The organism is Rhodococcus sp. NPDC060086, assembly GCF_042730275.1.
Lineage (GTDB): Bacteria > Actinomycetota > Actinomycetes > Mycobacteriales > Mycobacteriaceae > Rhodococcus.
The window spans coordinates 24,526-51,305 of record NZ_JBHWWZ010000006.1 but is presented as its reverse complement, the minus strand read 5'-3'; the positions used below and the strand labels follow the sequence as shown (position 1 = coordinate 51,305).

General features: G+C 64.5%; 23 protein-coding genes. 15 read left to right on the top strand and 8 right to left on the bottom strand.

Going from position 1 to position 26,780, the window contains the following annotated elements; all coding sequences use genetic code 11:
* Positions 1-21: 21 nt before the first annotated feature.
* Positions 22-432, bottom strand: a complete 411-nt coding sequence (locus ACFWB0_RS05910) for a hypothetical protein (RefSeq protein ID WP_378489506.1) — start codon at positions 430-432, stop codon at positions 22-24.
* 218 nt (positions 433-650) lie between these two features.
* Here ACFWB0_RS05910 and treS point away from each other — a divergent pair, with 218 nt between their 5' ends.
* The 4 genes from treS to ACFWB0_RS05890 all read left to right on the top strand — a co-directional run bounded on the left by treS (position 651) and on the right by ACFWB0_RS05890 (position 4,858).
* A complete protein-coding gene (gene treS / locus ACFWB0_RS05905; RefSeq protein WP_378489505.1) occupies positions 651-2,486 on the top strand; it encodes a maltose alpha-D-glucosyltransferase in 1,836 nt (611 codons plus the stop codon).
* Positions 2,483-3,877, top strand: a complete 1,395-nt coding sequence (locus ACFWB0_RS05900) for a hypothetical protein (RefSeq protein ID WP_378489504.1) — start codon at positions 2,483-2,485, stop codon at positions 3,875-3,877. The genes treS and ACFWB0_RS05900 overlap by 4 nt, the downstream gene beginning before the upstream one ends.
* A gap of 95 nt (positions 3,878-3,972) precedes the next feature.
* Positions 3,973-4,428 (top strand): MarR family winged helix-turn-helix transcriptional regulator, encoded by a 456-nt coding sequence (locus tag ACFWB0_RS05895; RefSeq protein WP_378489503.1) that lies wholly within the window; start codon positions 3,973-3,975, stop codon positions 4,426-4,428.
* A 7-nt stretch (positions 4,429-4,435) separates the two neighbouring features.
* Positions 4,436-4,858 carry an organic hydroperoxide resistance protein gene (locus tag ACFWB0_RS05890; RefSeq protein WP_378489502.1) on the top strand — a complete coding sequence of 141 codons (423 nt, stop codon included), beginning with the start codon at positions 4,436-4,438 and terminating at the stop codon, positions 4,856-4,858.
* Positions 4,859-5,357: 499 nt separating this feature from the next.
* Here ACFWB0_RS05890 and ACFWB0_RS05885 read toward each other — a convergent pair whose 3' ends face one another.
* On the bottom strand, positions 5,358-6,260 hold the full coding sequence (locus ACFWB0_RS05885; RefSeq protein WP_378489501.1) for an NAD-dependent epimerase/dehydratase family protein: 903 nt from the start codon (positions 6,258-6,260) through the stop codon (positions 5,358-5,360).
* Positions 6,261-6,406: 146 nt separating this feature from the next.
* Here ACFWB0_RS05885 and ACFWB0_RS05880 point away from each other — a divergent pair, with 146 nt between their 5' ends.
* Entirely contained in the window at positions 6,407-7,063 is a 657-nt protein-coding gene (locus tag ACFWB0_RS05880) for a ScbR family autoregulator-binding transcription factor (RefSeq protein WP_378489500.1), read from the top strand.
* A gap of 7 nt (positions 7,064-7,070) precedes the next feature.
* Here the strand turns inward: ACFWB0_RS05880 and ACFWB0_RS05875 are convergent, their stop codons facing one another.
* Positions 7,071-8,024 (bottom strand): ScbA/BarX family gamma-butyrolactone biosynthesis protein, encoded by a 954-nt coding sequence (locus ACFWB0_RS05875; RefSeq protein ID WP_378489499.1) that lies wholly within the window; start codon positions 8,022-8,024, stop codon positions 7,071-7,073.
* Between the two features lie 157 nt (positions 8,025-8,181).
* Here ACFWB0_RS05875 and ACFWB0_RS05870 point away from each other — a divergent pair, with 157 nt between their 5' ends.
* Positions 8,182-8,592, top strand: a complete 411-nt coding sequence (locus ACFWB0_RS05870; protein WP_378489498.1) for a flavodoxin domain-containing protein — start codon at positions 8,182-8,184, stop codon at positions 8,590-8,592.
* A gap of 20 nt (positions 8,593-8,612) precedes the next feature.
* Here the strand turns inward: ACFWB0_RS05870 and ACFWB0_RS05865 are convergent, their stop codons facing one another.
* Positions 8,613-8,990, bottom strand: coding sequence for a DUF4345 domain-containing protein (locus ACFWB0_RS05865; RefSeq protein ID WP_378489497.1), 378 nt, complete (start codon positions 8,988-8,990; stop codon positions 8,613-8,615).
* Between the two features lie 18 nt (positions 8,991-9,008).
* Between ACFWB0_RS05865 and ACFWB0_RS05860 the strand changes: the two genes are divergently transcribed.
* The 4 genes from ACFWB0_RS05860 (at position 9,009) to ACFWB0_RS05845 (ending at position 15,301) form a co-directional block, all read left to right on the top strand.
* The gene (locus tag ACFWB0_RS05860; protein WP_378489496.1) at positions 9,009-9,134 is read left to right on the top strand and encodes a hypothetical protein; all 126 of its coding nucleotides are present in this window, start codon (positions 9,009-9,011) and stop codon (positions 9,132-9,134) included.
* Positions 9,135-9,167: 33 nt separating this feature from the next.
* Positions 9,168-10,889 (top strand): CocE/NonD family hydrolase, encoded by a 1,722-nt coding sequence (locus tag ACFWB0_RS05855; RefSeq protein ID WP_378489495.1) that lies wholly within the window; start codon positions 9,168-9,170, stop codon positions 10,887-10,889.
* 312 nt (positions 10,890-11,201) lie between these two features.
* Entirely contained in the window at positions 11,202-12,515 is a 1,314-nt protein-coding gene (locus tag ACFWB0_RS05850) for an MFS transporter (RefSeq protein ID WP_378489494.1), read from the top strand.
* Complete coding sequence (locus ACFWB0_RS05845; RefSeq protein ID WP_378489493.1) at positions 12,512-15,301, top strand: DUF2804 family protein; 2,790 nt, start codon at positions 12,512-12,514, stop codon at positions 15,299-15,301. The genes ACFWB0_RS05850 and ACFWB0_RS05845 overlap by 4 nt, the downstream gene beginning before the upstream one ends.
* Before the next feature lie 93 nt (positions 15,302-15,394).
* Here the strand turns inward: ACFWB0_RS05845 and ACFWB0_RS05840 are convergent, their stop codons facing one another.
* A complete protein-coding gene (locus tag ACFWB0_RS05840) occupies positions 15,395-16,156 on the bottom strand; it encodes a hypothetical protein (protein ID WP_378489492.1) in 762 nt (253 codons plus the stop codon).
* A gap of 151 nt (positions 16,157-16,307) precedes the next feature.
* On the opposite strand from ACFWB0_RS05840, the gene ACFWB0_RS05835 reads away from it, so the two are divergent.
* Positions 16,308-17,471, top strand: a complete 1,164-nt coding sequence (locus ACFWB0_RS05835; RefSeq protein ID WP_378489491.1) for an RNA-guided endonuclease InsQ/TnpB family protein — start codon at positions 16,308-16,310, stop codon at positions 17,469-17,471.
* A 46-nt stretch (positions 17,472-17,517) separates the two neighbouring features.
* Here the strand turns inward: ACFWB0_RS05835 and ACFWB0_RS05830 are convergent, their stop codons facing one another.
* Genes ACFWB0_RS05830 through ACFWB0_RS05820 form a run of 3 tightly spaced genes read right to left on the bottom strand, consistent with a single transcriptional unit; the run spans position 17,518 to position 21,112 of the window.
* Positions 17,518-18,321: a hypothetical protein gene (locus tag ACFWB0_RS05830; protein WP_378489490.1), complete on the bottom strand. Its 804-nt coding sequence runs from the start codon at positions 18,319-18,321 to the stop codon at positions 17,518-17,520.
* Positions 18,318-20,816: a hypothetical protein gene (locus ACFWB0_RS05825; protein WP_378489489.1), complete on the bottom strand. Its 2,499-nt coding sequence runs from the start codon at positions 20,814-20,816 to the stop codon at positions 18,318-18,320. The genes ACFWB0_RS05830 and ACFWB0_RS05825 overlap by 4 nt, the downstream gene beginning before the upstream one ends.
* Complete coding sequence (locus ACFWB0_RS05820; protein ID WP_378489488.1) at positions 20,813-21,112, bottom strand: hypothetical protein; 300 nt, start codon at positions 21,110-21,112, stop codon at positions 20,813-20,815. The genes ACFWB0_RS05825 and ACFWB0_RS05820 overlap by 4 nt, the downstream gene beginning before the upstream one ends.
* 79 nt (positions 21,113-21,191) lie before the next feature.
* Between ACFWB0_RS05820 and ACFWB0_RS05815 the strand changes: the two genes are divergently transcribed.
* From ACFWB0_RS05815 to ACFWB0_RS05800, 4 genes are all read left to right on the top strand, one after another.
* A complete protein-coding gene (locus tag ACFWB0_RS05815) occupies positions 21,192-21,629 on the top strand; it encodes a YbaB/EbfC family nucleoid-associated protein (protein ID WP_378489487.1) in 438 nt (145 codons plus the stop codon).
* Positions 21,630-21,907: 278 nt separating this feature from the next.
* On the top strand, positions 21,908-22,813 hold the full coding sequence (locus ACFWB0_RS05810; RefSeq protein WP_378489486.1) for an endonuclease domain-containing protein: 906 nt from the start codon (positions 21,908-21,910) through the stop codon (positions 22,811-22,813).
* Complete coding sequence (locus ACFWB0_RS05805; protein WP_378489485.1) at positions 22,810-23,481, top strand: hypothetical protein; 672 nt, start codon at positions 22,810-22,812, stop codon at positions 23,479-23,481. Before ACFWB0_RS05810 ends, ACFWB0_RS05805 begins: the two co-directional genes overlap by 4 nt.
* Positions 23,482-23,498: 17 nt before the next feature.
* The gene (locus tag ACFWB0_RS05800; protein WP_378489589.1) at positions 23,499-26,693 is read left to right on the top strand and encodes a helicase HerA domain-containing protein; all 3,195 of its coding nucleotides are present in this window, start codon (positions 23,499-23,501) and stop codon (positions 26,691-26,693) included.
* Positions 26,694-26,780: the final 87 nt, after the last annotated feature.

The window sequence follows — 26,780 nt, the reverse complement described above, 5'->3', positions numbered from 1 at the left end:
CGGCGGCATCGACGCGCTGCGTCACTCGGCTGCGTCGGGACCCGCCACAGGTGACGCCCTGTACTGTCGAGCGGTTTTGATCAGACCCGCCGCCACTATGACCTGACCGACCATGAGCGACGTGGGCAAGAAGAGCAGCTCCCACCCCGTCGAGGCGAAGCCGAACGCCCACACAACGACGACAAGCGCCAGCACCACCGTCGTCACCTGGCCGATGGTCATGAGTACCGTCTCCAGCCCGTGAGTGCGCCGCCCGAGGAGACCGGCGACCCCGACGGTGGCTCCGATGAGCGAGCAGGGCAACCCGATCAGAGTCGGGAGCACCACCATGAACTCGACACTGCCCCCGACCTCGACAACTCCCGAGGCGACCAGTTGTGGAACGACGAAAAGCAGGATCGGCACCGCGCACAGCGCAGAGATCGTCGACATAACCGGGAGTAGCCGCATCGGATCAACGTACTTGGATCAGGGTAGGAGAGACGTTAATACACATGAATGTCGATCGGATGTGTCGGTGCGTGTCGTCTGAGTGCGGGCCGCACTGATCGGTAGCGATCTCATGTTGTCGGTCCGACCGTGTGTGGATTCCCGGACAGCGGGGAACCCTCCTCACGTCTGTCCTGCGACGCGACACGCACGGAGGTGCCATGCCAGCGGAAGAAACTCAGCCGAATTCTCGCGCAGCGGAACCGGAGCACACCGCGGACGGACACATCGTGGAGACGCGATCCGAAGATTACGCGCACGCCCGCAGCCTTCCTGTCGATCCGGATTGGTTCAAGACCGCGGTGTTCTACGAAGTGCTCGTCCGCGCGTTCAACGACTCGAATCACGATGGCACCGGCGACCTCCGTGGACTCACCGAAAAGCTCGACTACATCGAATGGCTCGGTGCCGACTGCATCTGGCTGCCGCCGTTCTACGACTCGCCCCTGCGCGACGGGGGTTACGACATCCGAGATTTCCGCGCGATGCTCCCAGAATTCGGCACCGTCGACGACTTCGTGACCTTCCTCGACGAGGCCCACAAGCGGGGCATTCGCGTCGTCACCGACCTCGTTATGAACCACACCTCCGACACCCACGTGTGGTTTCAGGAGTCCCGCACCGACCCCGACGGCCCGTACGGTGACTTCTACGTGTGGTCCGACTCCGATACCGGATACCAGGATGCACGCATCATCTTCGTCGACACGGAGACGTCGAACTGGACGTGGGATCCGGTTCGCAAACAGTACTTCTGGCATCGCTTCTTCTCGCACCAGCCGGATCTGAATTACGACAACCCCGAGGTGCAGGACGCGATGCTCGACGTGCTGCGGTTCTGGCTCGATCTCGGCATCGACGGATTCCGGCTCGATGCGGTGCCGTACCTGTTCGAGCGCGAGGGCACCGACTGCGAGAACCTGCCCGAGACGCACGCCTTCCTCAAGAAGTGTCGCGCGGTGATGGACGCCGAATATCCCGGCCGGGTCATGTTGGCGGAAGCGAATCAGTGGCCGACCGACGTCGTCGAGTACTTCGGCGAACCCGAGATCGGCGATGAATGCCACATGGCCTTCCATTTCCCGCTCATGCCGCGGATCTTCATGGCGGTGCGACGGCAGAACCGGTTTCCCATCTCCGAGATCCTCGCGCAGACCCCGCCGATCCCGAAGACCGCCCAGTGGGGCATCTTCCTGCGCAACCACGACGAACTCACCCTCGAGATGGTGACCGACGAGGAACGCGACTACATGTATGCCGAATACGTGACGGATCCGCGGATGCGCGCGAACATCGGGATTCGGCGGCGTCTGGCTCCGCTGCTCGAGAACGACCGCAACCAGCTGGAACTGTTCACGGCGTTGCTGCTGAGTCTGCCCGGGTCGCCGGTGCTGTACTACGGCGACGAAATCGGGATGGGAGACAACATCTGGCTCGGCGACCGCGACGCGGTGCGGACACCCATGCAGTGGACGCCCGACCGCAACGCCGGTTTCTCTCGGGCCGACCCCGCACGGCTGTACCTGCCGACGATCATGGACCAGACCTACGGTTACCAGGCGATCAACGTCGAGGCACAGCTCAATTCGTCGAACTCGTTGTTGCACTGGACGCGCCGGATGATCCAGGTTCGCAGGCAGCATCCGGCGTTCGGCAAGGCCGCGTTCACCGAACTCGGCAGCGCGAATCCGGCGGTGTTGTCGTATCTGCGGGAAATGGATTCGGGGCCGGACCGCAACTACAGCGACGTGATCCTGTGTGTGAACAACCTGTCGCGGTATCCGCAGGCCGTGGTGCTGGATCTGTCGAGATTCGTCGGGTGGATACCGGTGGAGCTCACCGGCTCGGTGCCGTTCCCGCCGATCACGGAGGAGGGCTACATGATCACACTTCCCGGACACGGGTTCTTCTGGTTCGCATTGCAGCCCGATCCGGCGAGCGACGGTGCCGGACTGCATCCGGTGAGCAGTGAGGCGGAAGCGGCGGTGCAGCCATGACCGAACAGAACGACGTGCTGTATTCGGACGCCGACCTCGAGGCTCGATTGGTGCAATGGCTGCCGCACCAGCGGTGGTTCGCCGCGAAGGGGCACACGATCACTGGGGTGAGAGTGCTGCTGCGGCAGCCGCTCGCCGAGGAACCCGGGTTCGGTGCAGATCACCTGCTGGTGGCCGTCATGTTCGACTCCACACCCGAACAGATCTACCAGGTGCCGCTCGGCTACCGAGCACATCTGCCGGAGGACTTGGCGCCGTGGACGGTGGCCGCGCCCGACGGAACGGCAGCAGATGCCGTGTTCGTCTACGACGGCCTGCGCGATCAAGAAGTCATCGGCCTGTACGCGAACAGCCTCGCACGCAGCGGAACCCGCGGTCGCGTCGAACTGCGCACCGTCCCGGGCGCAGTGATCGAGCCGGGTATGCGGGGGCGCGCACTGAGCGCGGAGCAGTCGAACACGTCCGTGGTACTCGGAGAGCAGTTGCTGCTCAAGATGTTCCGTCGCATCACCCTCGGGATCAACCCCGATGTCGAACTCCATCTTGCGCTCGCGGAGGTGGGGAGCCGGTCGGTGGCGCCGATCCGTGCATGGATCGAGGCGGACATCGACGGCGTCCGTACGACTCTCGCGATGGTCCAGGATTTCGCGGCGAACTCCGCGGACGGCTGGTCGATGGCGCTCGGAAGTGTCCGCGACCTGCTCATCGAAGGGGATCTGCGCGCCGACGAGATCGGTACGGATTTCGCGGGTGAGGCGCATCGGATGGGTGCCGCGGTCGCCGAGGTCCACGCTCATCTCCTCGAAGGTCTGGGTGCGTCGGAGCGTCCGGCGTCGGACCTGGCCGCGGGCATGGTCCGGCGGCTCGACGCCGCTGCCGCGGAAGTGGACGAACTTGCCGCGTTCGTGCCCGATGTGCAGGCGTTGTTCGAGGAGGTAGCGGCACTCGGCCCTGTGGCCGTGCAACGAGTCCACGGCGATCTGCACCTCGGTCAGGTGCTCCGCACACCGGAGCGGTGGTTGCTCATCGACTTCGAGGGTGAACCGGCGAAGCCACTCACCGAACGGCGACACCCTGACACGCCCCTGCGTGACGTGGCCGGAATGCTGCGGTCCTTCGACTATGCGGCCCACCATTCGGTGCGCGAGCGTGAACCCGAGGGGGTCGCTACCCAGCGGGAGTTCCGGGCGGGGGAGTGGGCGCAGCGCAATTCCGGCGCGTTCTGTGATGGGTATGCCGCCGCATCCGGATTCGATCCTCGGGAGTTCGGCGCTCTGCTTCGTGCGTACGAGGTGGACAAGGCGGTGTACGAGGTGGTGTACGAGGCGAGGAATCGTCCGAGTTGGTTGAGACTGCCTCTCAATGCGATTCGGCGTCTGGCTCGGCCATGAGAGCGGGACGGCGTGGGGCGGCGCACCCATATCCGACTCGGTGAAGTGTGCAATCTATATTGCGCACAACTAAACGGTGCACTACTGTTTGCATTGTGTCTGATCACTTCGCGCTCGACCAGCAGGTGTGCTTCGCGCTGTACCGGGCGTCGCGCGCCACCACCGCCGTGTACCGGCCGCATCTCGAGAGGCTGGGTGTCACCTACCCGCAGTACCTCGTGCTCCTGGCGCTCTGGGAACGCGACGCACGTGGCGTACACGACCTGTGCGACGCCCTCGACCTCGACACCGGCACCCTCTCGCCGCTGCTCAAGCGGCTCGAAACCGCCGGGCTCGTCGAACGCCGACGGCAACGCGCCGACGAACGCAGAGTCGTCGTCCACCTCACCGAGGCCGGCAACGCGCTGCGTGAGGAAGCGGAGGGCATCGCCGGCTGCGTCGCGCGCGCAAGCCGGCTCGACGCCGACGAACTGGTCGCGCTGCGAGACACGCTCCACCGACTGACCGCCGCGCTGCAGGACGCAACCGGCGGAACCTCCGACGAAAGGTAGACCCGACATGAACATCATCTACACCGCAGAAGCCCTCGCCACCGGCGAGGGACGCAACGGACACGCCCGTACCAGTGACGGAAAGCTCGACGTCGACCTGGCTATTCCCACCGAAATGGGTGGCAACGGTGAGGGCACCAACCCCGAGCAGTTGTTCGCCGCGGGATACGCCGCGTGCTTCCACTCTGCCCTGCAGATGGTCGCGCGCCAGGAGGGTGCCGATGTCAGCGACTCCGCAGTCGGCGCTCGCGTCGGCATCGGCCCGACTGATGCGGGCGGCTTCGCGCTCGCTGTGACGCTCGAGGTCACCCTGCCGAACCTGCCGCACGACAAGGCCCTCGAACTCACCGAGAAGGCCCACCAGGTCTGCCCGTATTCCAACGCGACCCGCGGCAACATCGACGTGGCACTCGAAGTGACCGACGAATAGATTTCTTGGGGGAACGAAGGTCGTGAGTGCGCCTGTTGCAGCGTCGGATTTCTCCGTTGCGTGAAGGTCCGGCGGTGCACCGCCGGACCTCCTCGCTCACCGCACACTACGGGGGGAAGTGCGCGGGAACGGGTAGTTCCTCGCTGGGGAGGCGAAGGAGGACTACAAGTGCACTATAGGGGCTCTGACGCATCTTCTCATCCGCAAGAGTCCGCGCCGGCGGATGGGGCAATCGATAAGTTGCCTGCTTCGACGCTCGGACGGTCTCGGGCAAGTGTGCGCGTCCGGGCGGTGCGATCGTCTACGGCGTCGGTGTGAGCGGGTGACGATGATGGGGACCCCCCGTGAGATCCCCACCATCGCTATTCCCTTATCGGCGGAAGCCGATATGCCCACGCCTCCCCAGCCATGAACAATACCAATCAACCGGTATCGGGATTAATGTACCTCATCCGGCCAGGTGACACAGCATTGCGACGGGAACTTCTTGTTTCGGCGCTCAAGACGTGGCGTCGCGACCCGGTGAGGTCCGGGTCGTGGTGTGGTCGTCAGGCGATGGCTCCAGTGCGGTGTGCGCCCAGATTCGGGTGCTGTCGTAGTGATGGTCGTGCCCGATCAGATCGATGTGACGCTCGGATAGTCCCCGTTCCCGACCGGTGCGCAGTGCCTGCTCGTAGGTCACGGACACCGTCGGCGAGGTGAGCAGTCCTTGCGCGGCCGCAGTGTGAACAAGTTCACGGACAGTGGCAGGCTGCGGACGAGCGACGTGGCGCACCTGTGTGCGCAGTACCGCAGGAAGCGGACGGGCCGCGATCGCCGCAGTCAGTCGGCCGACGTCGTGGTGGGAGATCACCGACTGGCGTGCGGCGCCGTCGTCGATCCAAGTTCCGAGAGTCGAGACGATGTGGGCCAGCCCGGGTAAGAACCACCGGTCACCCGGGCCGTAGACGAAGCCGGAACGCAGGACGAGCCCGCCGTGCTCACGAACCAGGTTCTCGGCGGCGAGACGACTGGTGCTCAGCGCAGTGACAGGGTTCGGTGACAGCTCACCTTCGGCGATGTTTCGGTGGGGCCCGGGCCCGTAAACCCCGATGGTGCTGAGATAGATCACGTGATCGATGCCGAGGCGAGCGGCGGCCGCCACGAGGTTCGCGGTGCCTGCGGTGTTGATCTGCTCGTACTGGTCCGGATCGGAACCTGTGTACGACGCGGCGTGCACAATCGTGTCGACGCCCACGAGTGCATCGACGAGAGCCTCGGAGTCGCGCAGATCCGCAGCCCGAGATCGCATCGATGGTCCGGTAGGTGCCGGGGGACGGCGGGATATCGCCGTGCAGAGCAGGCCGCGGCGGAGTAGCGCGTCGAGCACTGCGCGGCCGAGGAACCCGGTCGCGCCGACCACGGCGACATGCGGCGCGACCGTTGGATTCGACGCATGCTCCGCGGATGCAATCCGGTCGACTGGTACGGTCTGCGTGGGTAGGGGTGGATCGTGGGGATTTATCATAGTTCGCCTTATCGAATCAATTCGAGAGAAGGACACGGGTTTTGGCCAAGCAAGCCCGGGCGGTGGCGACCCGAGAGCAGATTGTTGTAGCGGCTGCGGCCACCTTCGATAGGTTTGGGTTCCATGGCGCCAGCCTCGGTCAGATCGTCGAAGCAAGCAGCGGTCTCACCAAAGGTGCCTTGTACTTCCACTTCAAGTCGAAGGAGGAACTCGCGCAGGCTGTGGTGGAACGGCAACATGAAATTTCCATCACTGCGGTCGAAGGTATTTCCTCGACCCGCGCCTCGGCGCTCGAACAGATCGTGATGCTCTGTCACGAGATGGGCCGACAGATCGTCGAGGACCCGATCGTGCGAGCAGGGATCCGGCTGACCCTCGAGTTCAGTGTCAGCACCGGCCTGGAGCGTCCGGGGCCGTACCAGGACTGGATCAATGCCTGTCGACGGCTCGTCGAGACCGCGATAACCGAGGGTGATCTGCTCTCTACGATAGAACCGCAGGAGTTGGCCCGATTCGTGATCTCGTCGTTCACCGGCGTGCAGATGGTCTCGAACGTGCTTGATCGGCGTGTCGATCTCGAGCAGCGAATCGACCAGATGTGGCAGTTCCTGCTCGAGGGAATCCTGACACCTACCTGTGCCGGCACGAGCGAACGGATCCGGCAAGCCCGCTGGACCCGCGAGCCGGCGTCCAACTGACACCACCTCACCCACCGGTCTTGGCCCCGACCCGCGGACGTGCGCCGGTATCAGGAGCCAGAGTCAAGGTCGCCGATGCCGTTGGCACTCCGTGCTGCTCGAGGACTACGCGCATACCGCTCGGGACGTCCTGGGCGTTCGATACGACCGCCTCGGTGGGAAGGTCGAGTTCGACGAAGCGGTGAAACTGAACGCTCAACGACACCAGTTCCGCGTCCGGACGTGCGCACTGTGCTCGTGCGGACTGACGGAGAGCCTCGAGCATCAGCATGCCCGGCAGGTGATCACTCGGGTGGTCGAACATCACCGGGTGCTCCAGATCCGGCACCACCCGCCAGCGCCCGTGCCGCTCCGTCGCGCCGACAACGACGTCGTCTTCACAGGACATCCCTACCTCTTCAGGGCCGACCAGCCTGTACTCGGGTACGCGCCCGATCGACCGCGGCCCGGTGTCTCCCCAACGACTGGCCGCGTACTCGCTGGGCGTGAGGACAACTGCGCTCCCCTTTCCGGAGCCGACCCGCCGGCCGTCGATCTCGAACACGAGTGCTGCGCTGAGCCCGGTGACCTGCGAACCGCGACGTCGTACGCCAGACACAGCGACGGTGACGGAGACCTCCGCAGCTCCTGCACCGATCTGAAGTCGTTCCAGCTCGGCCGTGATCTCGAGTGTCTGCATCACGAACGGGTTCCCGAGCGGGATCCGATAGCGGGTGTGCGCCAAGTAGATCACGCATTGACGCAACGTCTCGGCGAGCAGCATCGTGTCGTACCGTCCGGCCCGACCGCGGTAGAAGCCGTGTAATCGTGGCCATTGTGCGCCCAGCACGTATCGGTCGGGCTCCGACGCGGGGACACAATCGGTGAGGAAAACCTCCGTCACGGATTGGCGATGGACGTAGCGGCGCGGCACCGTCGACTCGAATGACAGCACCGGCTCGGGAACTGGACCTGTCGCCATACCGGGCGAACTGTTTTTTATATCCATACCGCATGTATAGCGTCTACGGAGTTCTGGGTCGTACTCCGCGACCCGCACGCGCGCGCTTCCACTGTGAACCCTGCGCGGGCGCACGACGGTGATGTTTCCCTTCCGGGTGGCGGGGAACCCGAGAAGCATGTCCGTCCTGATCGCAACCGAAAGTACTCGAGGTACTACCTCGCACGCCGCCACGGTGATCGCCGAGTCACTGGCCCAACGCGGATTCGACGTCGCGCGGGGTACCTTGTCCGATCTCGAACGCGCCGCGGATTTCGAGGCCATCGTTATCGGGAGCGACGCAGAGAGCGACGGGTTGCCCGCCGTCGCGCGAGAGGCATGCAGACGTCATGCTCCCGCTCTGACGCAACGGCTGGTCTGGCTGTTCGCCGGCGCTGCGGACGACAGCACGGCGAGCGACAACATCGACCTGTCCGAACTGGCCGCGATGGTCAAGGCACGAGATTACAAAAACTTTCCCAACACCGATAACGATCAGATTCTGTCGTGGGCGACGCTCATCGCGGATGAACTGGACGGGCACAGCTGACAGGACTCTGGAATCAGGACCTAGCCGTGCGCAGGACGCTCGCGCCGACCCAGCACCTCCACTACGACCGGGGCGGCGAGCTCCACGGCAAGGAGCAGATCGTGGAAGCGGTGCGGCCGACCCAGAGTGGAGCGGGTCGCGAGCCGGCCAACGCCTCCGAGAGCCATCAGCCCGGCGAGAATCCGCATCCGGTTCAGGTCCGGTTCGGGGCGAGCCGCGGCGTCGAGCCAACCCAATCCGTAACCGGCGAAGACGGGACCCATGAAGCGCACGTGTGAGTCCACCGTCGCATCGCCTGTCATGCCTGGCTCCCCGGACACTCCGCCGACGAGCTGGATTCCCCCGATCGCTACGCAGGTCCATCCGGTGACACGTCCTAGCGTTCTCAGGGGGGACATGAGCCAATACTGGCAGACATGACGTTCGCCTGGACCGCGTCGACGATAGGAAACATCACTGCGCTGAACATCCCCGCGTCGGTCGGCAACACGATCAGTTCCCATCCGGTCGTCGCAGACCGGACGCCGGTGCATGCTCGTTGACCACGGAAGGTATTGCTGTAACACTGACCGGCCATGGGCAGGGGCACCGCGGGGGCGGACATCGGTGGACTGAACGCGCTACGGCAACGTCTCGGCCGCTGGATCCAGGCCAAGACCCTCACGGAGCTCGATCCGGGACCGTACGACATCACGGTCCGCAAGAAACTTCACATCCCGATGGACGACGGCGTCGTGCTACTCGCCGACCTCATCACCCCGCTCGGCGATACCGATCCTCGCTTGCCCACCATCGTGATCCGCGGCCCGTACGGACGCAGTGGCCCGGTGGCGAATTCGGCCCGTGCTCTGGCCCGCGAGGGTTTTCGGGTGCTGTTCCAGAGTTGCCGTGGCACCTCTGGGTCCGAGGGTGCGTTCACGCCGCAGATCGACGAACAGCGGGACGGTATTGCCACCCATCGGTGGGTCCGCGCCCAGCCCTGGCATACCGGACCGATCGCGACCTACGGCTCCAGCTATATGGGTTTCACCCAGTGGGCAGTGGCCGCAGAACTCGAGCGCACCGACCCCGAGAGCGCCCCGGACGCGCTGTGCCTGCAGATCACCATGCCCGACTTCGGGGCCGTCACCTGGGACAACGGCGCCTTCGCCATGCGCAATGCGCTCGGCTGGACGCAGATGATGGACAGGATGATCCACCGGGAGATGCTGCCCTTGTTGCTGAGCCGGCTTCGCCCCGACGCCAAATTGCGTACGGCTTTCGATGTGCTGCCGTTGACTGCGGGGGACACCGCTGCGAATGGGAGACGGGTCGATTGGTACCAGAAGTGGGTCACCTATGAGGATCTCGCCGACGAGTACTGGACCCAACAGTCGTATGCCGCCTCGGTCCCTGAGGTCACCGCCCCGATGTATATGGTCACCGGCTGGCACGACATCTTCCTACCGTGGCAGCTGCACACCTACGCGCAGCTCGCCGCGGCAGGAAGGCCACCGCGCCTGACCGTGGGACCGTGGGGTCACTTGTCCCGTGGGATGGGTGCGCCGTCGATTCGGGAGACCGTCGAATTCCTGAAGGAACAGTTCGCCGACGGGCCCACGACCCGCGTCGCGCCGGTCCGGGCCTTCCGCACCGGCGCCGACGAGTGGCACGATCTCGCTGCCTGGCCACCCCAGGGCGTGTCGACCCGATCCCTGTTCCTTCAACCCGGCGGCGGACTCGGACCCGGCGATCCTGCGGGCGGCAGCACCACTTATGTCTACGACCCGTCCGATCCCACTCCTGCTCTCGGCGGCCCGAGTTTGGAGCCGACATCGGACCCGGTGGACAACACTGCGCACGAACGCCGCGCCGATGTCGTGGTGTTCCGTGGCGACGTGCTCGTCGAACCTCTGACCGTGGCGGGTGAACCCGTTGCCCGGATCCGGTTCCGCTCGTCGCGTCCGAGCGCCGATCTGTTCGTCCGCATCTGCGATGTGCATCCGGACGGGCGCGTCATGACCGTCTGCGACGGTATCCGCCGGGTCGGCTCCATCGGCACGAAAAATACCGATCCCGAACCGGATTCGGAAGGGTTCCGTACGGTCGAGATCCACCTGTGGCCGACGTTCCACGAGTTCGCGGTAGGCCACCGTATCGGGATCCAGATCAGCTCCGGCGCCCATCCCCGCTACGCCCGAAACCCTGGATCGGGCGAACCCGCGGCCATCGCAACCTCACTGCATCGGGCGGAGCAGGAAATCTCCCACGAGTCGGCCACACCGTCGCGTATCGACCTCCCGACGTGGCCGCTCTGATCTCACTGTCTCCGTTCGCGCGTCCTTAAGATTCTCAGGGCTGACATCAGTCCATACTGGCAGGCAACGCCGATCTGGTCACCGCGGAATCAAATCCAGGTTTCACAACTTCTGATCAGACATGACCGTGATCGTCGCGCCCGAGGGCAGGCGAAGGTCGAGCTGGGTGATCCGCGAGGGCCCGAGCAGCGCATGCGCTTCCTCGCGAAGTAACGCTTCATCGATCGGATCGACCTCATCGCGACGTGACGATGCCCGACATAGTGAGATCGGTACACGCGTCGGGATGGCGCGAACCACTATGGTCGCGGGATGCACGAACGTGTCGCCGATCGTCGCCTCTGGACCTGGGTGGTGCTGCTCGGACTGACAGGCCAACTGGCCTGGACGGTCGAGAACATGTATCTCAACCTTTTCGTCTACAACACGATCACCGACTCGCCGACGGTACTCGCCACCTTGGTCGCGACCAGCGCCGTCGCCGCGACCGTTGCGACGCTGCTCGCCGGCGCGGCGTCGGACCGAATCGGAAGGCGACGCGAGTTCATCGCGGTCGGGTACGTGCTGTGGGGCCTTTGCACCGCCGGCTTCGGGCTGGTGAGTGTCGATGCCGCCGCGTCATTGTTGCCGATGCTCGATGCGGTGACGGTCGCGGTGATCGCGATCGTCGTATTGGACTGTGTGATGAGCATTCTCGGTTCGACCGCGAACGACGCAGCCTTCAATGCGTGGGTCACCGATTCGACGGACCCTGGTAATCGCGGCCGTGTCGACGGGGTGCTCGCCACGCTGCCACTGCTGGCGATGCTGTTGGTCTTCGGTGCGCTCGACCCGCTCACCAGAGGCGGCCAGTGGATGCTGTTCTTCACGATCATCGGCGGCGCCACCGCGGTGGTCGGTGTGATCGCATGGTTCGGGCTCCGAGAGCCGCGGCGACCGAGACCGAGCGGCAGTTACCTGTCGTCGGTCATCCACGGACTTCGCCCGAGCACGGTGCGTGACAATCCGCAGTTGTACCTCGCGTTGCTGGCTTGGGCGATCCTCGGGATGAGCACCCAGGTGTTCCTGCCGTATCTGATCATCTACGTGCAGCGGTACCTCGACATAGATGGATACGCAATCGTCCTGGCGTCGGTGTTGCTCGGTGCGGCAGTGATCAGCGTGATCGGAGGCCGCGTACTGGACCGGATCGGACCATCCCGGGGCGTCCTGCCCGTCGCCGTCGTGTATGTCATCGGTCTGCTCCTGATGTTCCCTGCGCGGAGCATGCTTGCCGTCATCGGAGCGGGCATCGTGATGATGGCGGGATTCATGCTGGGGGTCGCGGCGATCTCGGCGACTGTCCGTAACCTCACTCCGCCGGAGCGGGCGGGGCAGGTGCAGGGACTTCGGATGATGTTCGCCGTCCTCGTGCCGATGGTGATCGGGCCGTTCCTCGGTGCAGCTGTGATCGCCGGTGCCGACGAGACATTCGTCGACCTCGGCGTCGTGAAGCAGGTGCCGACACCGTGGATCTTCCCGACCGCCGCGGCAGTAGTGGTCTTGATCGCCATCCCCGTCGTCCTGCTGCGAAAAGCCGGCGGTGCACACACACTCGCACAAGAATCCTTGGAGACCAGCCTGTGATCACCGAATGGGGCGAAACTCTCGATCCCGACCGCGTCCTGCCCGAATACCCACGCCCACAACTCGTGCGCGACTCGTACGTCAACCTCAACGGCCGCTGGGACTACTCCATCACCTCCGCTGCGATCACCGCGCGGCCCGGCAAGTGGGACGGGGAGATCGTGGTGCCCTTCTCTCCGGAGGCGCCGTTGTCGGGCGTGAATCGCATACTGCAGCCGGACGAAGCCCTGTGGTATCGCCGGAGTCTCACGCTGCCTGACGGTTTCATTCGTGATCGGGTGCTGCTCCATTTCGGGGCGGTCGACCAGGACTGCGAGGTGTGGATCGACGACACCCTCGTCGGTGGGCACCGCGGCGGCTATCTCCCGTTCACGCTCGATATCACCGACGCTCTTCGCGGCGAGAGTCACCAACTTGTGGTTCGGGTCCGGGACGTCACCGACACCTCGTGGCGCAGCCGAGGAAAACAGCAACTCGACCGCGGAGGGATCTGGTACACACCGCAATCCGGGATCTGGCAGACGGTGTGGCTCGAATCGGTGCCGCAGTGTTGGGTCGACCGGCTCGATCTCGTACCGCATCCCGAATCCGGCGAAGTCGAGGTCTGTGTGGCGGCCGGGGGTGTCGGTGAGGAGACCGCTGAGGTCACTGTGCGAGCCGACGATCATGACGTCGTGTCCGGCACCGTGACGGTGGGAGTGCCGACGCGGTTGCGACTGGGCGACGACGTGCGACTCTGGTCGCCGGAAGATCCGTTCCTGTACGACGTGAAGGTCACGCTCGGCACAGACCGCGTCTGCAGTTACGTCGGGATGCGTTCGTTCGGTATCGGACCCGATGCGAATGGCACTACCCGGCTGCTGCTCAACGGCAGGGCATATCTGCACGCGGGTCTGCTGGATCAGGGCTACTGGCCCGACGGCCTCTACACCGCGCCGTCCGACGACGCGCTCATCCACGACATCGTCACCGCCAAGGACCTCGGCTTCACGATGCTGCGCAAGCACATCAAGATCGAGCCACTGCGCTGGTACCACCACTGCGACCGGTTGGGCATCCTCGTCTGGCAGGACATGGTCAACGGTGGCCGCAGCTACCGGCAGGCCGTTGTCACCGCGCCCGTTGCGTTACCCATGAAGCTGGACGATTCTCGCTACACATGGTTCGGACGCCAAGACACCGACGGGCGCACCGAATTCCTCGAGGAGCTCGATGAGACTGTCGTGCTGCTGCGTTCGACGCCGAGCATCGCGGCGTGGGTGCCGTTCAACGAGGCCTGGGGACAGTTCGACGCCATCGCGGCCACCGCACGGATCAAGGAGCTCGACCCCACCCGACCCGTCGACCACGCCAGTGGCTGGCACGACCAAGGTGGCGGCGACATGGCGAGCCGCCACGTCTACTTCCGGCCCTACCGGCTGTCGCGCGCCGACGCCGCGGACGAACGCGCCGCCGTGTTGTCGGAGTACGGCGGGTACTCATACCGGGTCCCGGGGAATGTGTGGAGCGACGAGGAGTTCGGCTACCGCAAGTTCACCGACCAGTGGGCCTACGAGCGCGCGTTCCTGCGCCTGCAGCACACGCAACTCGGTCCTGCAATCGACGACGGGCTTGCTGCCTTCATCTACACCCAGCTCGCCGACGTCGAGGAAGAGACGAACGGTCTGATGACCTACGACCGTCGCGTCCTCAAGGTCGACGCAGAGGCTGTCCGTGCGTCGAACCTGCGGTTGCGTGGCCGACACGATCACGCAACCGGAGGGGTCGCGTCACCTCTCGCCGTGCGAGAACGGGAAATCACCGAACCGGTGCCCCTGACCCGGGCCGACGGACGACTGAACCCCGGCGCGGTCGGGTGGACGCGCACACCGTTGATCACCACCGACGGCATCGGCCGCGGCAGGGCGGGGAAGGGTCGCAACAAACGGTGGGAGTACTGGGCGGTGACCACGCCGACCCATGTGGTCGCGCTCGTGGTGTCGGACATAGATTACGCAGCAGTGCACGGTATTTGGCTGATCGATCGAATCAGCGGAGAGACCGTCGCGCACGACGCGATCGGTGTGGGTGGACGCACTGCCACGCTACCGGGCACCCTCGGTGCCGGCCCGGTCCGTGCGCGCACGAAGAAGGTGCGGATCGACATCGACGAGGTCGACGGCGGGACGCGTCTACAGGCGCACGGGGAGCGGGTGGAGATCGACATCCTCGCCCACCGTCCTGAAGGCCACGAGTGTCTCGGTGTGGTGGTGCCGTGGACCGATCGACTCTTCCAGTACACGGTCAAGGATGTCGCCAGGCCCGCGACCGGGACCATCCGCGTCGACGGTGTCGTCGCGGACGTGCCCGAAGGGGAGTCGTGGGCGACGCTCGATCACGGTCGTGGACGCTGGCCTTACGCGGTGCACTGGAATTGGGGTGCAGGTTCCGGTCGCACCGACGGCAAGGTGATCGGTATCCAGGTCGGCGGGAAGTGGACCGACGGAACCGGTTCGGTGGAGAACGCGCTGGTGGTCGACGGGCACCTGTCGAAGATCAGCGAGGAACTGGTGTGGACCTACGACCCGGGCGACTGGATGGCGCCGTGGCGGATCACCGGCGACACCGTCGACCTCACCTTCACCCCATTCCACCTGAAGGAGTCCGTCACCGACCTGTGGGTGTTCTCTTCCCGAACCCACCAGTGCTTCGGCCATTGGTCCGGAACGGTCGCGGATGACACCGGCGCGCGGGTGCGCGTCGAGGAGGTCGTGGGGTGGGCGGAGGATGTGCATAACCGCTGGTGATGACCCCTGTGCTGATCGTGGAACGTCGCCGGGTCGTCGCTCGAATCCTGGGCAACGATGTCGGACCCTGCGGATGAGTAACTCGAGTGCCGTTCACCATCCGGGGTAGGCCGGCAGGGTGTCGGGTGGGGTGTTGGTCGTGAGGATGAAGTATTCGTTTTCGATGGCGTTGGGCGCGTATTGGTGTCCCCATTGTCGGCAGGCGTGGGTGTGGTCGCGTCCGGAGGAGCCGTCGATATTGATGTTCCAGCCGGTGAAGACGTCGTAGGTGGGGGCTTGCCATTGTGGTTGCCCGCTGAGGTCTGCAGGTGGCGTGGCGCGAGGCTCTGGTGGCTGTATTGATGCGGCATCCGGGGACGTTCGTTCGAAGACGTACCTTGGATTGTGCTCGCCGGTCGTGACGGAGCGGTTGTACTGGCCGACGGTTCCCTCCACCGCGACGTTGGCCATCTGGCGGCAGGTGTGTGCGATGAAGCCGGTGTCGGTGGGTTCGATGCGCATGATGTGGAAGCGTCCCGTTCCGATGTGTTGTGTTGTATCGCGCGGTAATTCTTCGTACTGGTCCTTTGTCTCTTGGTCGATGGCCCGCTCGAATCCCGGGTAGCTGGCGGTGATGGGGTTAGCGAGGGCGATCGCGTCGGCCTCGATTGCGGCGCGTGCGAGGGTGGCTTCGTTGCCGAATAGATCGATGCCAGGTTCGGCGGACCAGATGATGGTGGACGTGTGCCGGTTCTCCGGCACTGTGTATGCGTGTGACGAAGCCGTTGTTGTGGGCGTCTCGGGTTCGGCAGGTTCGGCAGGTTCGTCTGGGGTGCTGCACGCTGCGACGGTCAGCGCAGCGAGCAGGACGGTCATTCTCGGTGCAGATGTCATCTGGTGTTCGGCGCGGATACTCCCTCGTTCACGAGGGAAAGGAAGCGCCGTCCTCCTTCCACAAGGTGGGCTGCGTGGAGCAACCGAATCGGGTCGAAAAACCTTGTCGGTGGGTCCGGTTACGGTACCGAGCATGGGGACCGAGGTGGTGCGTTACAACTACCGACTGCGGCCGGGCGCACTCGCCGAACGTGCCCTGATCGAGGAACGGCACCGCTGCCGATTCCTGTGGAACGAAGCAGTCCACCAATTCAAAACCGGCCGGAAACCGAACTTCACGAAACTCAGCACAATGCTGACCGAGACCCGAGGTCGCTCGTCCTGGTTGCGGGACGGCTCCCAAGTCGCACAGCAGCAGATGCTCCGCACCTACGCGCAGGCCCTGGACGCCTCGTTCACCGTCAAAGGCCGCGGTCGCCCCCGCTTCAAGGCCCGAAAAAAAACCTTGCCGTCGCTCGAATACACCCAACGAGGTTTCCGGATCCGCCACGAGCAGCTGGTGCTGCCCAAAGGTGTGACGATGCCGGTGGTGTGGTCCCGGGATCTGCCGTCGGAACCGTCGAGTGTGCGCATCACGCGTGATTCGCTCGGGCACTGGTATGCGTCGTTCGTGGTGACCCGTGCGAGGCAACCGATTCCGGTGCTCGACGACGACAGTGCTGTCGGGATCGACTGGGGCGTGACCCGGACCGCGACCGCCACCTACGAGGAGTTCGATCTGCCACATGCCGAATATCGGAAACGCTGCGCGGCGGAGTTGGCGAAATCCCAGAAACGGATGGCGCGGCGTCGGCGTGGGAAGGGGCAGGCGCCGTCGAAGGGCTACCAGCGGGCCCGCAGACAGGCCGCGAAGGTGCACACGAAAGCGGCCCGGCAGAACCGGCACGACGGACGAGCCTGGGCCAAGCGGGTCGTGGACGAGCATCAGTTGCTGGCGGTGGAGGATTTCAAGCCGAAGTTCCTCGCGAAAACGACGATGGCGCGCAAGGCTGCGGATGCGGCGATCGCGACCATGAAACGGGAACTTGTCGAACGTGGCAGGCGGGCCGGCCGGAAGGTGGTGTTGGTGCGGCCCGCGTATACGACGATGACGTGTTCGGGGTGTTTCGCGAGAGCCAAGCAACCCCTCGGACTCGGGGAACGAGTTTTCCGGTGCGATACCTGTGGGTTTTCGGGGTGTCGGGATCGGAACGCTGCCAGAGTGATTCTGGCTGTGGCGGAGCGTGGCCACACCGGTGTCGACGACGTAGGTCACTGGGATCCGCCTCCTCCGGGTGGTGGTTCGGGTGCGGTCTGAGCTGGGAGTCTCCTGTTTTCAGATAGGAGAGACGTTAAGTGCGCGTTCACCATCCCGGATATGCCGGCAGGGTGTCGGGCGGAGTGTCGGTCGTGAGAATGAAATGTTCGTTTTCGATCGCATCGGGCGCGTATTGGTGTCCCCATTGTCGGCAGGCCTGTGTGTGGTCGCGTCCGGAGGAGCCGTCGATGTTGATGTTCCAGCCGGCGAAGACGTCGTAGGTGGGGGCTTGCCATTGTGGCTGCCCAGTGCTGTCGATAGGTGGGGTAGAGGTGGGTTCGGTGGGTGAGGTCGCTGCTAGTGATGCGTCGTCGGTGGGGGTTCGTTCGAACACGAATTTCAAGTTGGAGTGACCTGTTGTTACGGTGCGGCTGTAGCGGGCGTCGATGTTCTTCACTGCGATGTTGGATGTTTGGTAGCAGGTGTGTGCGATGAAGCCGGTGTCGGTGGGTTCGATGCGCATGATGTGGAAGTAGCCGGTGCCGACCTCGATGTGATGGGTTGCGGGGAACTCGAGGTATTGATCTTTTGTCTCTTGGTCGATGGTCCGCGCGAATCCCGGGTAGCTGGCGGTGATGGGGTTGGCAAGGGCGATCGCGTCGGCTTCGATGGCTGCGCGTGCGAGGGTGGCTTTATTGCCGAATAGATCGATTCCCGGTTCAGCGGACCAGATGATGGTGGAAGTACGCCTGTTCTCGGGAACGGTGTATGACCCCGACGTGAACGTTTCCGTGGTCCTCGAGTTCTCGGATGGGGACTTCCTGTCGCTGTCTGTGGGGGTCGAGGTGCATCCGGTCAACATTGATGCAGCAAGCAGCCATACGAGCCGCGTGGTGAATCCTGTTTTCATACGGGCCACCTGCTCATCCGGGTGGGCTCCCCGTTGCCGAGGAAGACGGACTCGAATACTCGTTGGTCATCGGAATTGTGGAAGATATTGTCGTAGTATGCGTTGACAGCTGTTGTGTGCTGGCCAACGTACTCGTCGACATGGCGAATGCCTGCACGTTCGAAGGTTCCCGGAGTCTCGTCAAAGATGCTTCGCCTGACGCGCTCGACGTTCCGCAGCTCCTGCTTGTCCTCGGTGTGTCCGTCCATAAGTTCCCCGTATGAAATCAAGGTGCCAGATCGACTAGCTTCGGGTGGGAGGTCAGTAACCGGAACTCGGCCCGAGTCGACGAGTTCGGTGAGGATTGTGTACTTGATCTCGTTGTCTGTCATACGAATCTGGTCAGGACCGGCTTCGTATTGGCTGAGCCGGAAACGAGCCTCCGGCGACTCGGAGAACCGGTCGGTGAGGTTGCCGTTGGCATCGATGATGTCGCCCGAGACCAACGCTCCGGCGGTGTAGACAGCGCCAGACGCCGCAATGCCCCACGGCGGAGGCAGGTAGCTCAACCCGGTGGCGGTGATCGCTTGCCCGGCTCCGAAATGCCCGGCGCGTGTTGCGGCGCGGTCGGATTTCGCTTCGTCGGAGTCGCTCAACCTGTCGCCGAGTTCGGTCCTGAGACCGCCCTCCACCACTGCGCGGAGTCTCCCGGAGGTTTCGCCGAGGGTGATCGGTGGTGGATCGACGTCCGAGCGAGCGAACGCGCGGTCGATCTCGTCTGCCGCCGCGAGCGCATGCCCGCTGATGAGTGTTCCTGCGTGCGGGTCGCTGTCGAGCAGTGAGAAGATGCGCGTGGTTTCGACCGGACCCAGGCTGTCGAAGCTGTCGTGGTAGGCCAGTCGCGGATCGTCGGTCACCATATCGATCACGTAGGGCGACATGGCTCCGGCGATCGATTGTGTCAGTTCCGGGTTGACCTCTCCGAGAGAAGATCTCCCATCGCCGACCCCGGGTATGTCCATCAGTCTTCCGTAGGGATTGGTGTTGTCCGCATCGGTGAAGGCGACGGGAGATTCGGAACCCGACGATGACAGCATCAGCGCGAGCGAGTGCGCTGCCTCTCCTGCGCGTTCGGCACGGATGGTGTCGTCGGGGTCGGTCACCACGGAGTCTTCGGGGATCCAGTCGACGAGACGGCCGAGTGTGGCTCCGTCGTCGTCCCAATCATGCTCGAACAGCGGCATCAACGTTCGGGTGTTGTCGGATGCGGTGAGCAGTTCGTAGGAGGCGTCCTCGTTCCGCAGTCCGATGTCCAGGAACTTCTCTGCAACAGGTTCATACGCATCTCGGTAGAGACCATCTGTGCCCGAGGAGATGTCGATCAGGCGTGAGGCCGCGTGGTCCAGTTCGTTCGCGAATTCCTTGCCGGGAACAACGCCGGGATTGGCCTCACCGAGAAGCGCGGCCACGCCGGCGAGCCGGTGGTCGGTATACACGTCGTCGAAGTAGTCTCCCGAGAACCGAGCCTCATCGCTCGTCTCGTTGATGCGAGATAGAGTATCGCGCAGGCTATCCGGAACGAACTCGTAGCCCCCGGTCGTGTTGCCGTCTCCGACATTCTCGTTCGAGACCGTGAGTAGTCCGTTGGCGAGTGCATCGAGTCGGGACGCTGCATCCTCGTCGCCGGATTCCTCGCGGGCACGCAGAACCTCGGCGACATCGAGGAGGCCGTCCGTGCCTGCCTCGCGGTAGAAGTCGCGCAAGTAGTTCAACGCGACCGTCGGCACGTTGTCGACGGTGTCCCCGCGCGCGAGCGCTTCCAACTGGGCAGGGGAGAGCTGGGTGGCAATGAGGATGTCGCCGATCCGCTGATGATCCTCGGGTGTCAGGGTGCCGTCGCGTGCTGCGGCACCATCGCCGGCCGCATCCGATCGGGCCAGACTTTCGTAGTGGGTGAGCAGGCGTGGATCGAGGTCCCCGTCGCGTCGTATCGTGGAGAAAGCGTCGGCGACGGCGATAGAGGCAGCGGTGTCGGCGGTCTCGACTGCTACGAGATCCGCGGTGATGATCCTGGTCAGGATGTTTGCGCGTTGGCTCAACGCGGCCATCTGGATGACGACCTGGGATCCGCTCGAGTCCGGCGCGCCCGATACCACAGGCGGCGGTGGCGTCACGGTGCCGTCGTCGGCGACCGAGAATCCGGACGCCTGTGCGCTGTGGACGTGGGCGGCCGTTGTTTCTACCGCATCCTGCAGCCGCCCGGCGTGGGTCGTCAGTTCGGTCGCGGCATCGGCCAGTGCTGTGGCGGCGGTACGGCCTGGGTACAGGACGTCGTGGACATGGTTGCGCATCGTGTCGCCTGCGCCTTCGGTCCAGAACGTGTAGGACCCGGCAGTGGCATGGCTTGCGTTCCGGAACCGACTGTCCAGGGTCGCCGCGGCTTCGGCCCACGCAGTTGCCGTGGACTGGAGCGTGTCGGGTGACCAGGCGAGGACCTGCGGGACGGTGGGGGTCACCACAGTGCGGACCCGTCGACCGAAACAAGCTGCGCAGCAGTGTCATCTTGGGTGGTGTCGTAGGCTTCGGCACTGGCGATCAGGCGGTCGCGGGCATCGGCGAGCTGGTAGGCGACCTGCTGGAGTGCGGTGTGGGCCAGCAGAGCGTGCACCATGACGGCGGTCGCGATCGATGACCCGGGCAGCCCTTCGATTACGGAACTACACCCGCTGTCGGTACGGATCTCACCTGCCTCTACGCCTGTGGCGCCCATCGTCGACGCGAACTCCCGCACCAATGCTGTATCGACGTACATGTATCCCCCCGATGCATCCGGCCCCCGCGGATGACCGGCTATGGTAACTCGGCCATGTGGGTGTGACGTGAGGGGGGCTGTGAATTCTGCATCCGGTCGAGGGGCAGGTTCGGACATCGATCCGCTGTCCGGGCAGCTCGACGAGCTTGTTTCCGCATTGACCACCGCGACCGGCGCCGCGAGCAGTGCGACGGTGTCGGTGAGGGTGGGTGCCGATGGCTCGCTGCAGGATCTGCAGATCGACGACCGAGCGCTGCACGGCGGCGGGGCGATGTTGGCTTCCCACCTCATGCAGGTGATCGGCCGCGCGCATGCGGAACTGGGTGAGCGTCGTCGAGCGGCGGAGTCGGCGCTGCGCTCGGATCCGCGTGTCGCGGAGGCGATTTCTGCAGTGTCGGGTGCTGCCGATGCGCCGCTTCCTTCGATCACGCAAGCTGATGTACGTCGAGAGTCGGAGTGCGACGATTACGTTCGCCCATCGTCCTACCTTGTGCCGGCAATGGAGCGACGCGTGTAGTCCTGCTCCGGGTGATGTCGTCGATGCCGCGGTGCCGGCAGAGCCCAGGTACCGAGCAGCGACGCAATTGGTGCACCCGCGGCGGCTGGTCCCGAGTGTCGGGAATGTATGGTTTGCCCGTGATGGCTGGTGCGCTCAACGGGTCCGATATGTGGGCTGTGCTGCAGCGGGACCGCGTCGTTCGTCTCGAGTCCAGCGAGACAGTCCTGGCATCACCCGATCTCCTCCTCGGGCACGCACCGGCTGTTCTGACCTGTCACGTGGCGACAGGTGGTTCCGTGGCAGCGATAGTCGACGACATCCTCGACGAACTCGAGACCGCAGCGCTGCGAATGTTCCCCGTGTGGCTTCCCGGCGCCGACGCGATGGATGGGCGGAGTTCGCTGGAGATCGGTGCCGTCCGCATCCTCGCCAGGAAGCTGGCGGCGAACAGTCAGCATTTCGGCCCGTTCGTGGCAGCCCTCGCTCGAGCGGCTCAGGCCGCGACGCGGCCCGAACCTGGGATATTCGCGCGGGAGACGCGTGCGGCCGGTCTCATTCGCATCCTTGCGGACAGCTACCAGCGTTCGTATGTCGCACTGCTCGTTACCGCACCACAGGACTCCGGTGCCCGCCATCAGGAGCTGCTTGTCGCAGCGTGTGAGTGGTTGGCCGACCACGGCAAGGTAGCGGTGTGGATCACGGGTGACTCGATCCGCGAGATCGACCGACTCCCCATGGTTGCCCTGCCCACACCCGCGACACGGTTCTCGGCGCCGTTGCCGGCAGGTGAGACCCGTCTGCGATACCCCGCATTCGCAGGACGCCCCCACCCGGGCAGCGAAGCCGAACAGAAACTGGAAGTGGCGCTCGAGGCCTGCGAGTGGGCGCACGGCAGACAATGGAACACGACCTATCGCACCTCCCCGATCCGGCCGCTGATCCGGGTCGACCTGATGTGGCCGGACGCACGATGCATTGTCGAAGTCGACGGCGACGACCACCGGTTGCGAGAAAAATATGCTGCCGATCGGTCCCGTGACGTGCGTCTGCAACTCGACGGATTCGGCGTGCTCCGCTTCACCAACGAACAAGTCCTCGACGACGTAGCGACAGTGCTCGTCGCCATCGAACAGTATGTCTCCAGTCGACGCCGCGATCAGGAGATGATCCGGTCGGCGGCAATGAAAGGCGTGGCACAGTGAGTGCAGACGAACTGACCCAGACCGAGATTCTGGTCCTGCTCACCTTGATGGCCGAATCGCGGCCGGTCACCAACACCGAACTGAAGTCCCTCGGGCCGGAGCTGCGGGCGGACAGTAGACGAAAGCTGAACCGGCTCGAGTTGGTGGACACGAACACCTCGACCCGGCCGTTCACGCACGAGCTTGCCGACAACGGCTGGGCCCTGTGCTACGAGCTACTGTCTGCCGGAGCTCCGCCCCGCGCGACCCCGGCGGCCCGCACGCTCTACACCGTGCTCTCGTCACTGGGACGGCACTTCGCGCGCAATGATCTGCGCCCCGCCGACGTGTTCCTGCCTGCGCCGGTCGAGAAGACACCGGAGAACCAGGCACCTGACGTTGTGGCACGAGCCGACGTGCGTGCCGCTCCGATCGAGGGTCGCATTCGCGAGGTGTATTCGCGACTGGCGTCCCGGCCCGGGAAGTGGGTGGGCCTGGCGGACCTGCGTTCGGCACTGACCGATATCGCGAAGGACGATCTCGATCGTGAGCTTGTGCGCATGTATCGACTCCCGGATATCCACCTGGTCCCTGACGAAAACCAGAAGATGCTGACCGCCCGGGATCGAGCTGCCGCGGTGATCATCGGCAACCAGGACAAGCACGCTCTAGCGATCGAGACCCAATGACTCAGACCGAGAACCGGATGACCGACGTCGAACGTAAGGCACTTGCGTCGGTGCGACTGACGTGGGCTCCGACTCCACAGGACGTGTGGGAGCCTCAGAGCGGTGTCCACGTGCACGGGCTGCACGATTCGACGATCGCGACCGTCATGGAGGGGTTCGAGGACGCTCGTTCCAGTGCAGGGGCCAGCCCGCTCGGTGTGGTTGTCCGCGGGCAGGCCGGGTCCGGAAAAACCCACCTGCTCGGGCACGTTCGTGAGCAGGCGCAGAGCGAAGGGGGCTATTTCTTCCTCATCGGTATCACCGAGCTGTCGAATTTCTGGCGATCGATTCTGGTCCAGATGCTCGAGAACCTCGGCCGGCCCGCGCATGCCACCCAGCTGTCGGCATTGTTGTGGCGACTGGCCACGATCGCGCACGTACCGAGAGCACATCGACGAGCAATCGCCGGTGAGGCATCCATCGATCCGGACACCTTGAACAACTTCATCGAAGCCTTGTTCACGCAACATCCCTCCGAGATCCGACAATCTCGCCGCACACTGCGCGCCCTCGTGCTGTACGCCGCTGGCGACATGACGCTCCAGGACATCGGCGACGGCTACCTGCAGTCGACGGAAGAGATGGTTCCGGGTGAGCGGCAGAAATGGGGCCTCGGTTCTGCTGTGCAGGCACCGCGGGAGATCGTGCGAGACATCTCGTGCCTCCTCGCGCTCACCGGTCCATCCGTTCTCGCAGTCGATCAGATCGACACCCTGATCGCGGCCACGCAGACGAAACTCGGTAACGACAGTGCGAGCCAGGATGATTCGAAGATCGCAGACATCGCCCACGGGTTGATGTCGCTCCGGGAAACACTCAGCAGGACGGTGTCGATCCTGTCCTGCACGCCGAGCGCGTGGGAGACGATCGAGCGCTATGCCGTCAGCACGGTCCGCGATCGATTCCGCCTGTGTCCTCCTCTGAAAGGGTTGCCGACCCCGGATATCGCTCGCGCCATGCTCGAGAAGCGGTTCCGACCCCACTATCACGCGGCCGGTTTCCAGCCTCCGTATCCGACCTGGCCGGTGACCGAAGGTGCGCTGCAGGAGACGCCCGAGTTCACGCCCCGGAGCCTGCTTCAGATCGTCGACGCGCATCTTCGCCACTGCGTACGTCTCGGCGTAGTCGTCGAATTATCGACGCTCGGAGAGGTCGACACCACCGATCGGGCAGGCGTGCCCGTGGCCGCCGCCGATTCGGAATTCGCTGCACTCGACCGCCGGTTCGTGGAGCTGAAGGCTACCGCAACGGTCGGCGGGGCCTTCGGAACCACCACCGAAGACAAGGTGGTGTCCCGCTTGCTCACGTCCGGGCTCGATGCGTGGATCAGGGAGACCGGTGCACCTGAAGGTGTATTCCAGCGCGATCCGATCTCGGGAACGAAGCCGACGCTGCACGCGCGCCTACGGCGCACGCTCGATGCGGCGACCGAGGACGAGGAACATTGGTCGTTCCGTGCGGTAGCGGCATCGAACGCCACCGCGGCGATCAACCGAATCCAGAAGTCCTGCACTGCAGCGGGTATCGACAGTCATCTGCCCGGTCGGCGGCTGTTCCTCCTGCGCAACTCGCCATGGTCCAACGGCGCGAAGACGCGCGAGAGCATCGAGGCGTTCGAATCGGCCGGAGGGCAGACGCTGCCGCTTCCCGATGACGATATCCGAGCGCTCACTGCTCTCGGCGCGCTGCTCGAGGAGAACTCCGAATACCTCGACGAGTGGCTCGTCGCCCGCCGCCCCGCTCACGACGTGAGCGTGTTCCGGGCCGCGTTGGGGGAAGTCTGTGGTACTGCGCTGGTCGACGTCACTGCGCTGGTCGACGTCACTGCGCTGGTCGATGGCACTGCACTGGTCGGCGGCGCTGCACTGGTCGACCGGGAGGTGTCGCAGCCTGCGAAGGCCGACGAGACAGCGGAGGCGGCTGAGGTAGATGACACTGTGCCTGCTGTTCCGCTCGGCGTCGCGGTTGCAGACGAGACTCCCGTACGGGTCGGGCTCGAAGCGTTGCGTAAGCACACTGCGATTTTCGCCGGGTCAGGGTCGGGTAAAACCGTCCTGATTCGACGTCTGGTGGAAGAGTGTGCTCTGCAAGGAGTTTCGTCGATCGTCCTCGATCCGAACAACGACCTGGCGAGGCTGGGTACTGAGTGGCCCGACGGCGCCCGGGCGTGGACCACCGGCGAACAGGACAAGGCCACGGAATACTTCGGCAACACCGAGGTGGTGGTCTGGACCCCGCGACGTGCGAGCGGCCGTCCACTCAGCTTCCAACCCCTTCCGGATTTCGCGAGCGTCCGAGACGACCGGGACGAGTTCGACGTTGCCGTCGACTCTGCGGTTGCCGCACTTGCGCCACGGGCGCTCGCGGAAGGAAAGACGGCCAAGGCGAAGCATTCGCAGGCGGTCCTGCGGGAAGCGCTCGAATACTTCGGGGAACAACCGCACAGTGGTGTGCTGGATTTCGTGAGCCTGCTCGAGGACCTGCCCGACGACGTCAGTGGCATGAAGAACGGGGTGAGGATCGCTGCGGATCTGGCCGAGAATCTCAAGGCGGCCATGGCCACCGACCCGATGTTCGGTGGGGAAGGTACGCCCGTCGATCCCGGTGTCCTCCTGACACCGGCAGCGGGGTACCGCGCGCGGGTGTCCGTGATCAACATGGCCGGCCTGTCCTCGGACTCCCAGCGGCAAGCGTTCGTGAACCAGCTGCAGATGGCGCTGTTCGCGTGGATCAAGAAGAACCCGGCCGGTGATCGGCCGCTCGGCGGTCTGTTCGTCATGGACGAAGCGCAGACGTTCGCGCCCTCGGGGGCGAATACTGCGTGCACGCAGAGCACATTGGCGCTCGCGTCGCAGGCTCGCAAATACGGCCTGGGGTTGGTGTTCGCGACGCAGTCTCCGAAAGGCCTGCACAACCGGATTCCCGGCAATGCCGCCACCCAGTTCTACGGGTTGCTCAACAGTCCGGTCCAGATCGAGGCGGCCAAGGAGATGGCGCGGGTGAAGGGCGGGCAGGTGCCTGACGTCGGCAAGCTTCCAGCGGGGCAGTTCTATGCCGCAATCGAGGGTGCGGAGTTCCGCAGGACACAGACTCCGCTGTGCCTGACCTACCACCCCAAGAGTCCGCCGACGGAAGAAGAGGTTCTTGCACTCGCGAGGGAGGGAAAAGTGTGAGGGGTCTGATCGTGTGACCCGTGGATGTGGAAGCCGATGTGGGATGTCGACACGCTGTCGATAAGATATCGACAGCGCGTCGTCAAG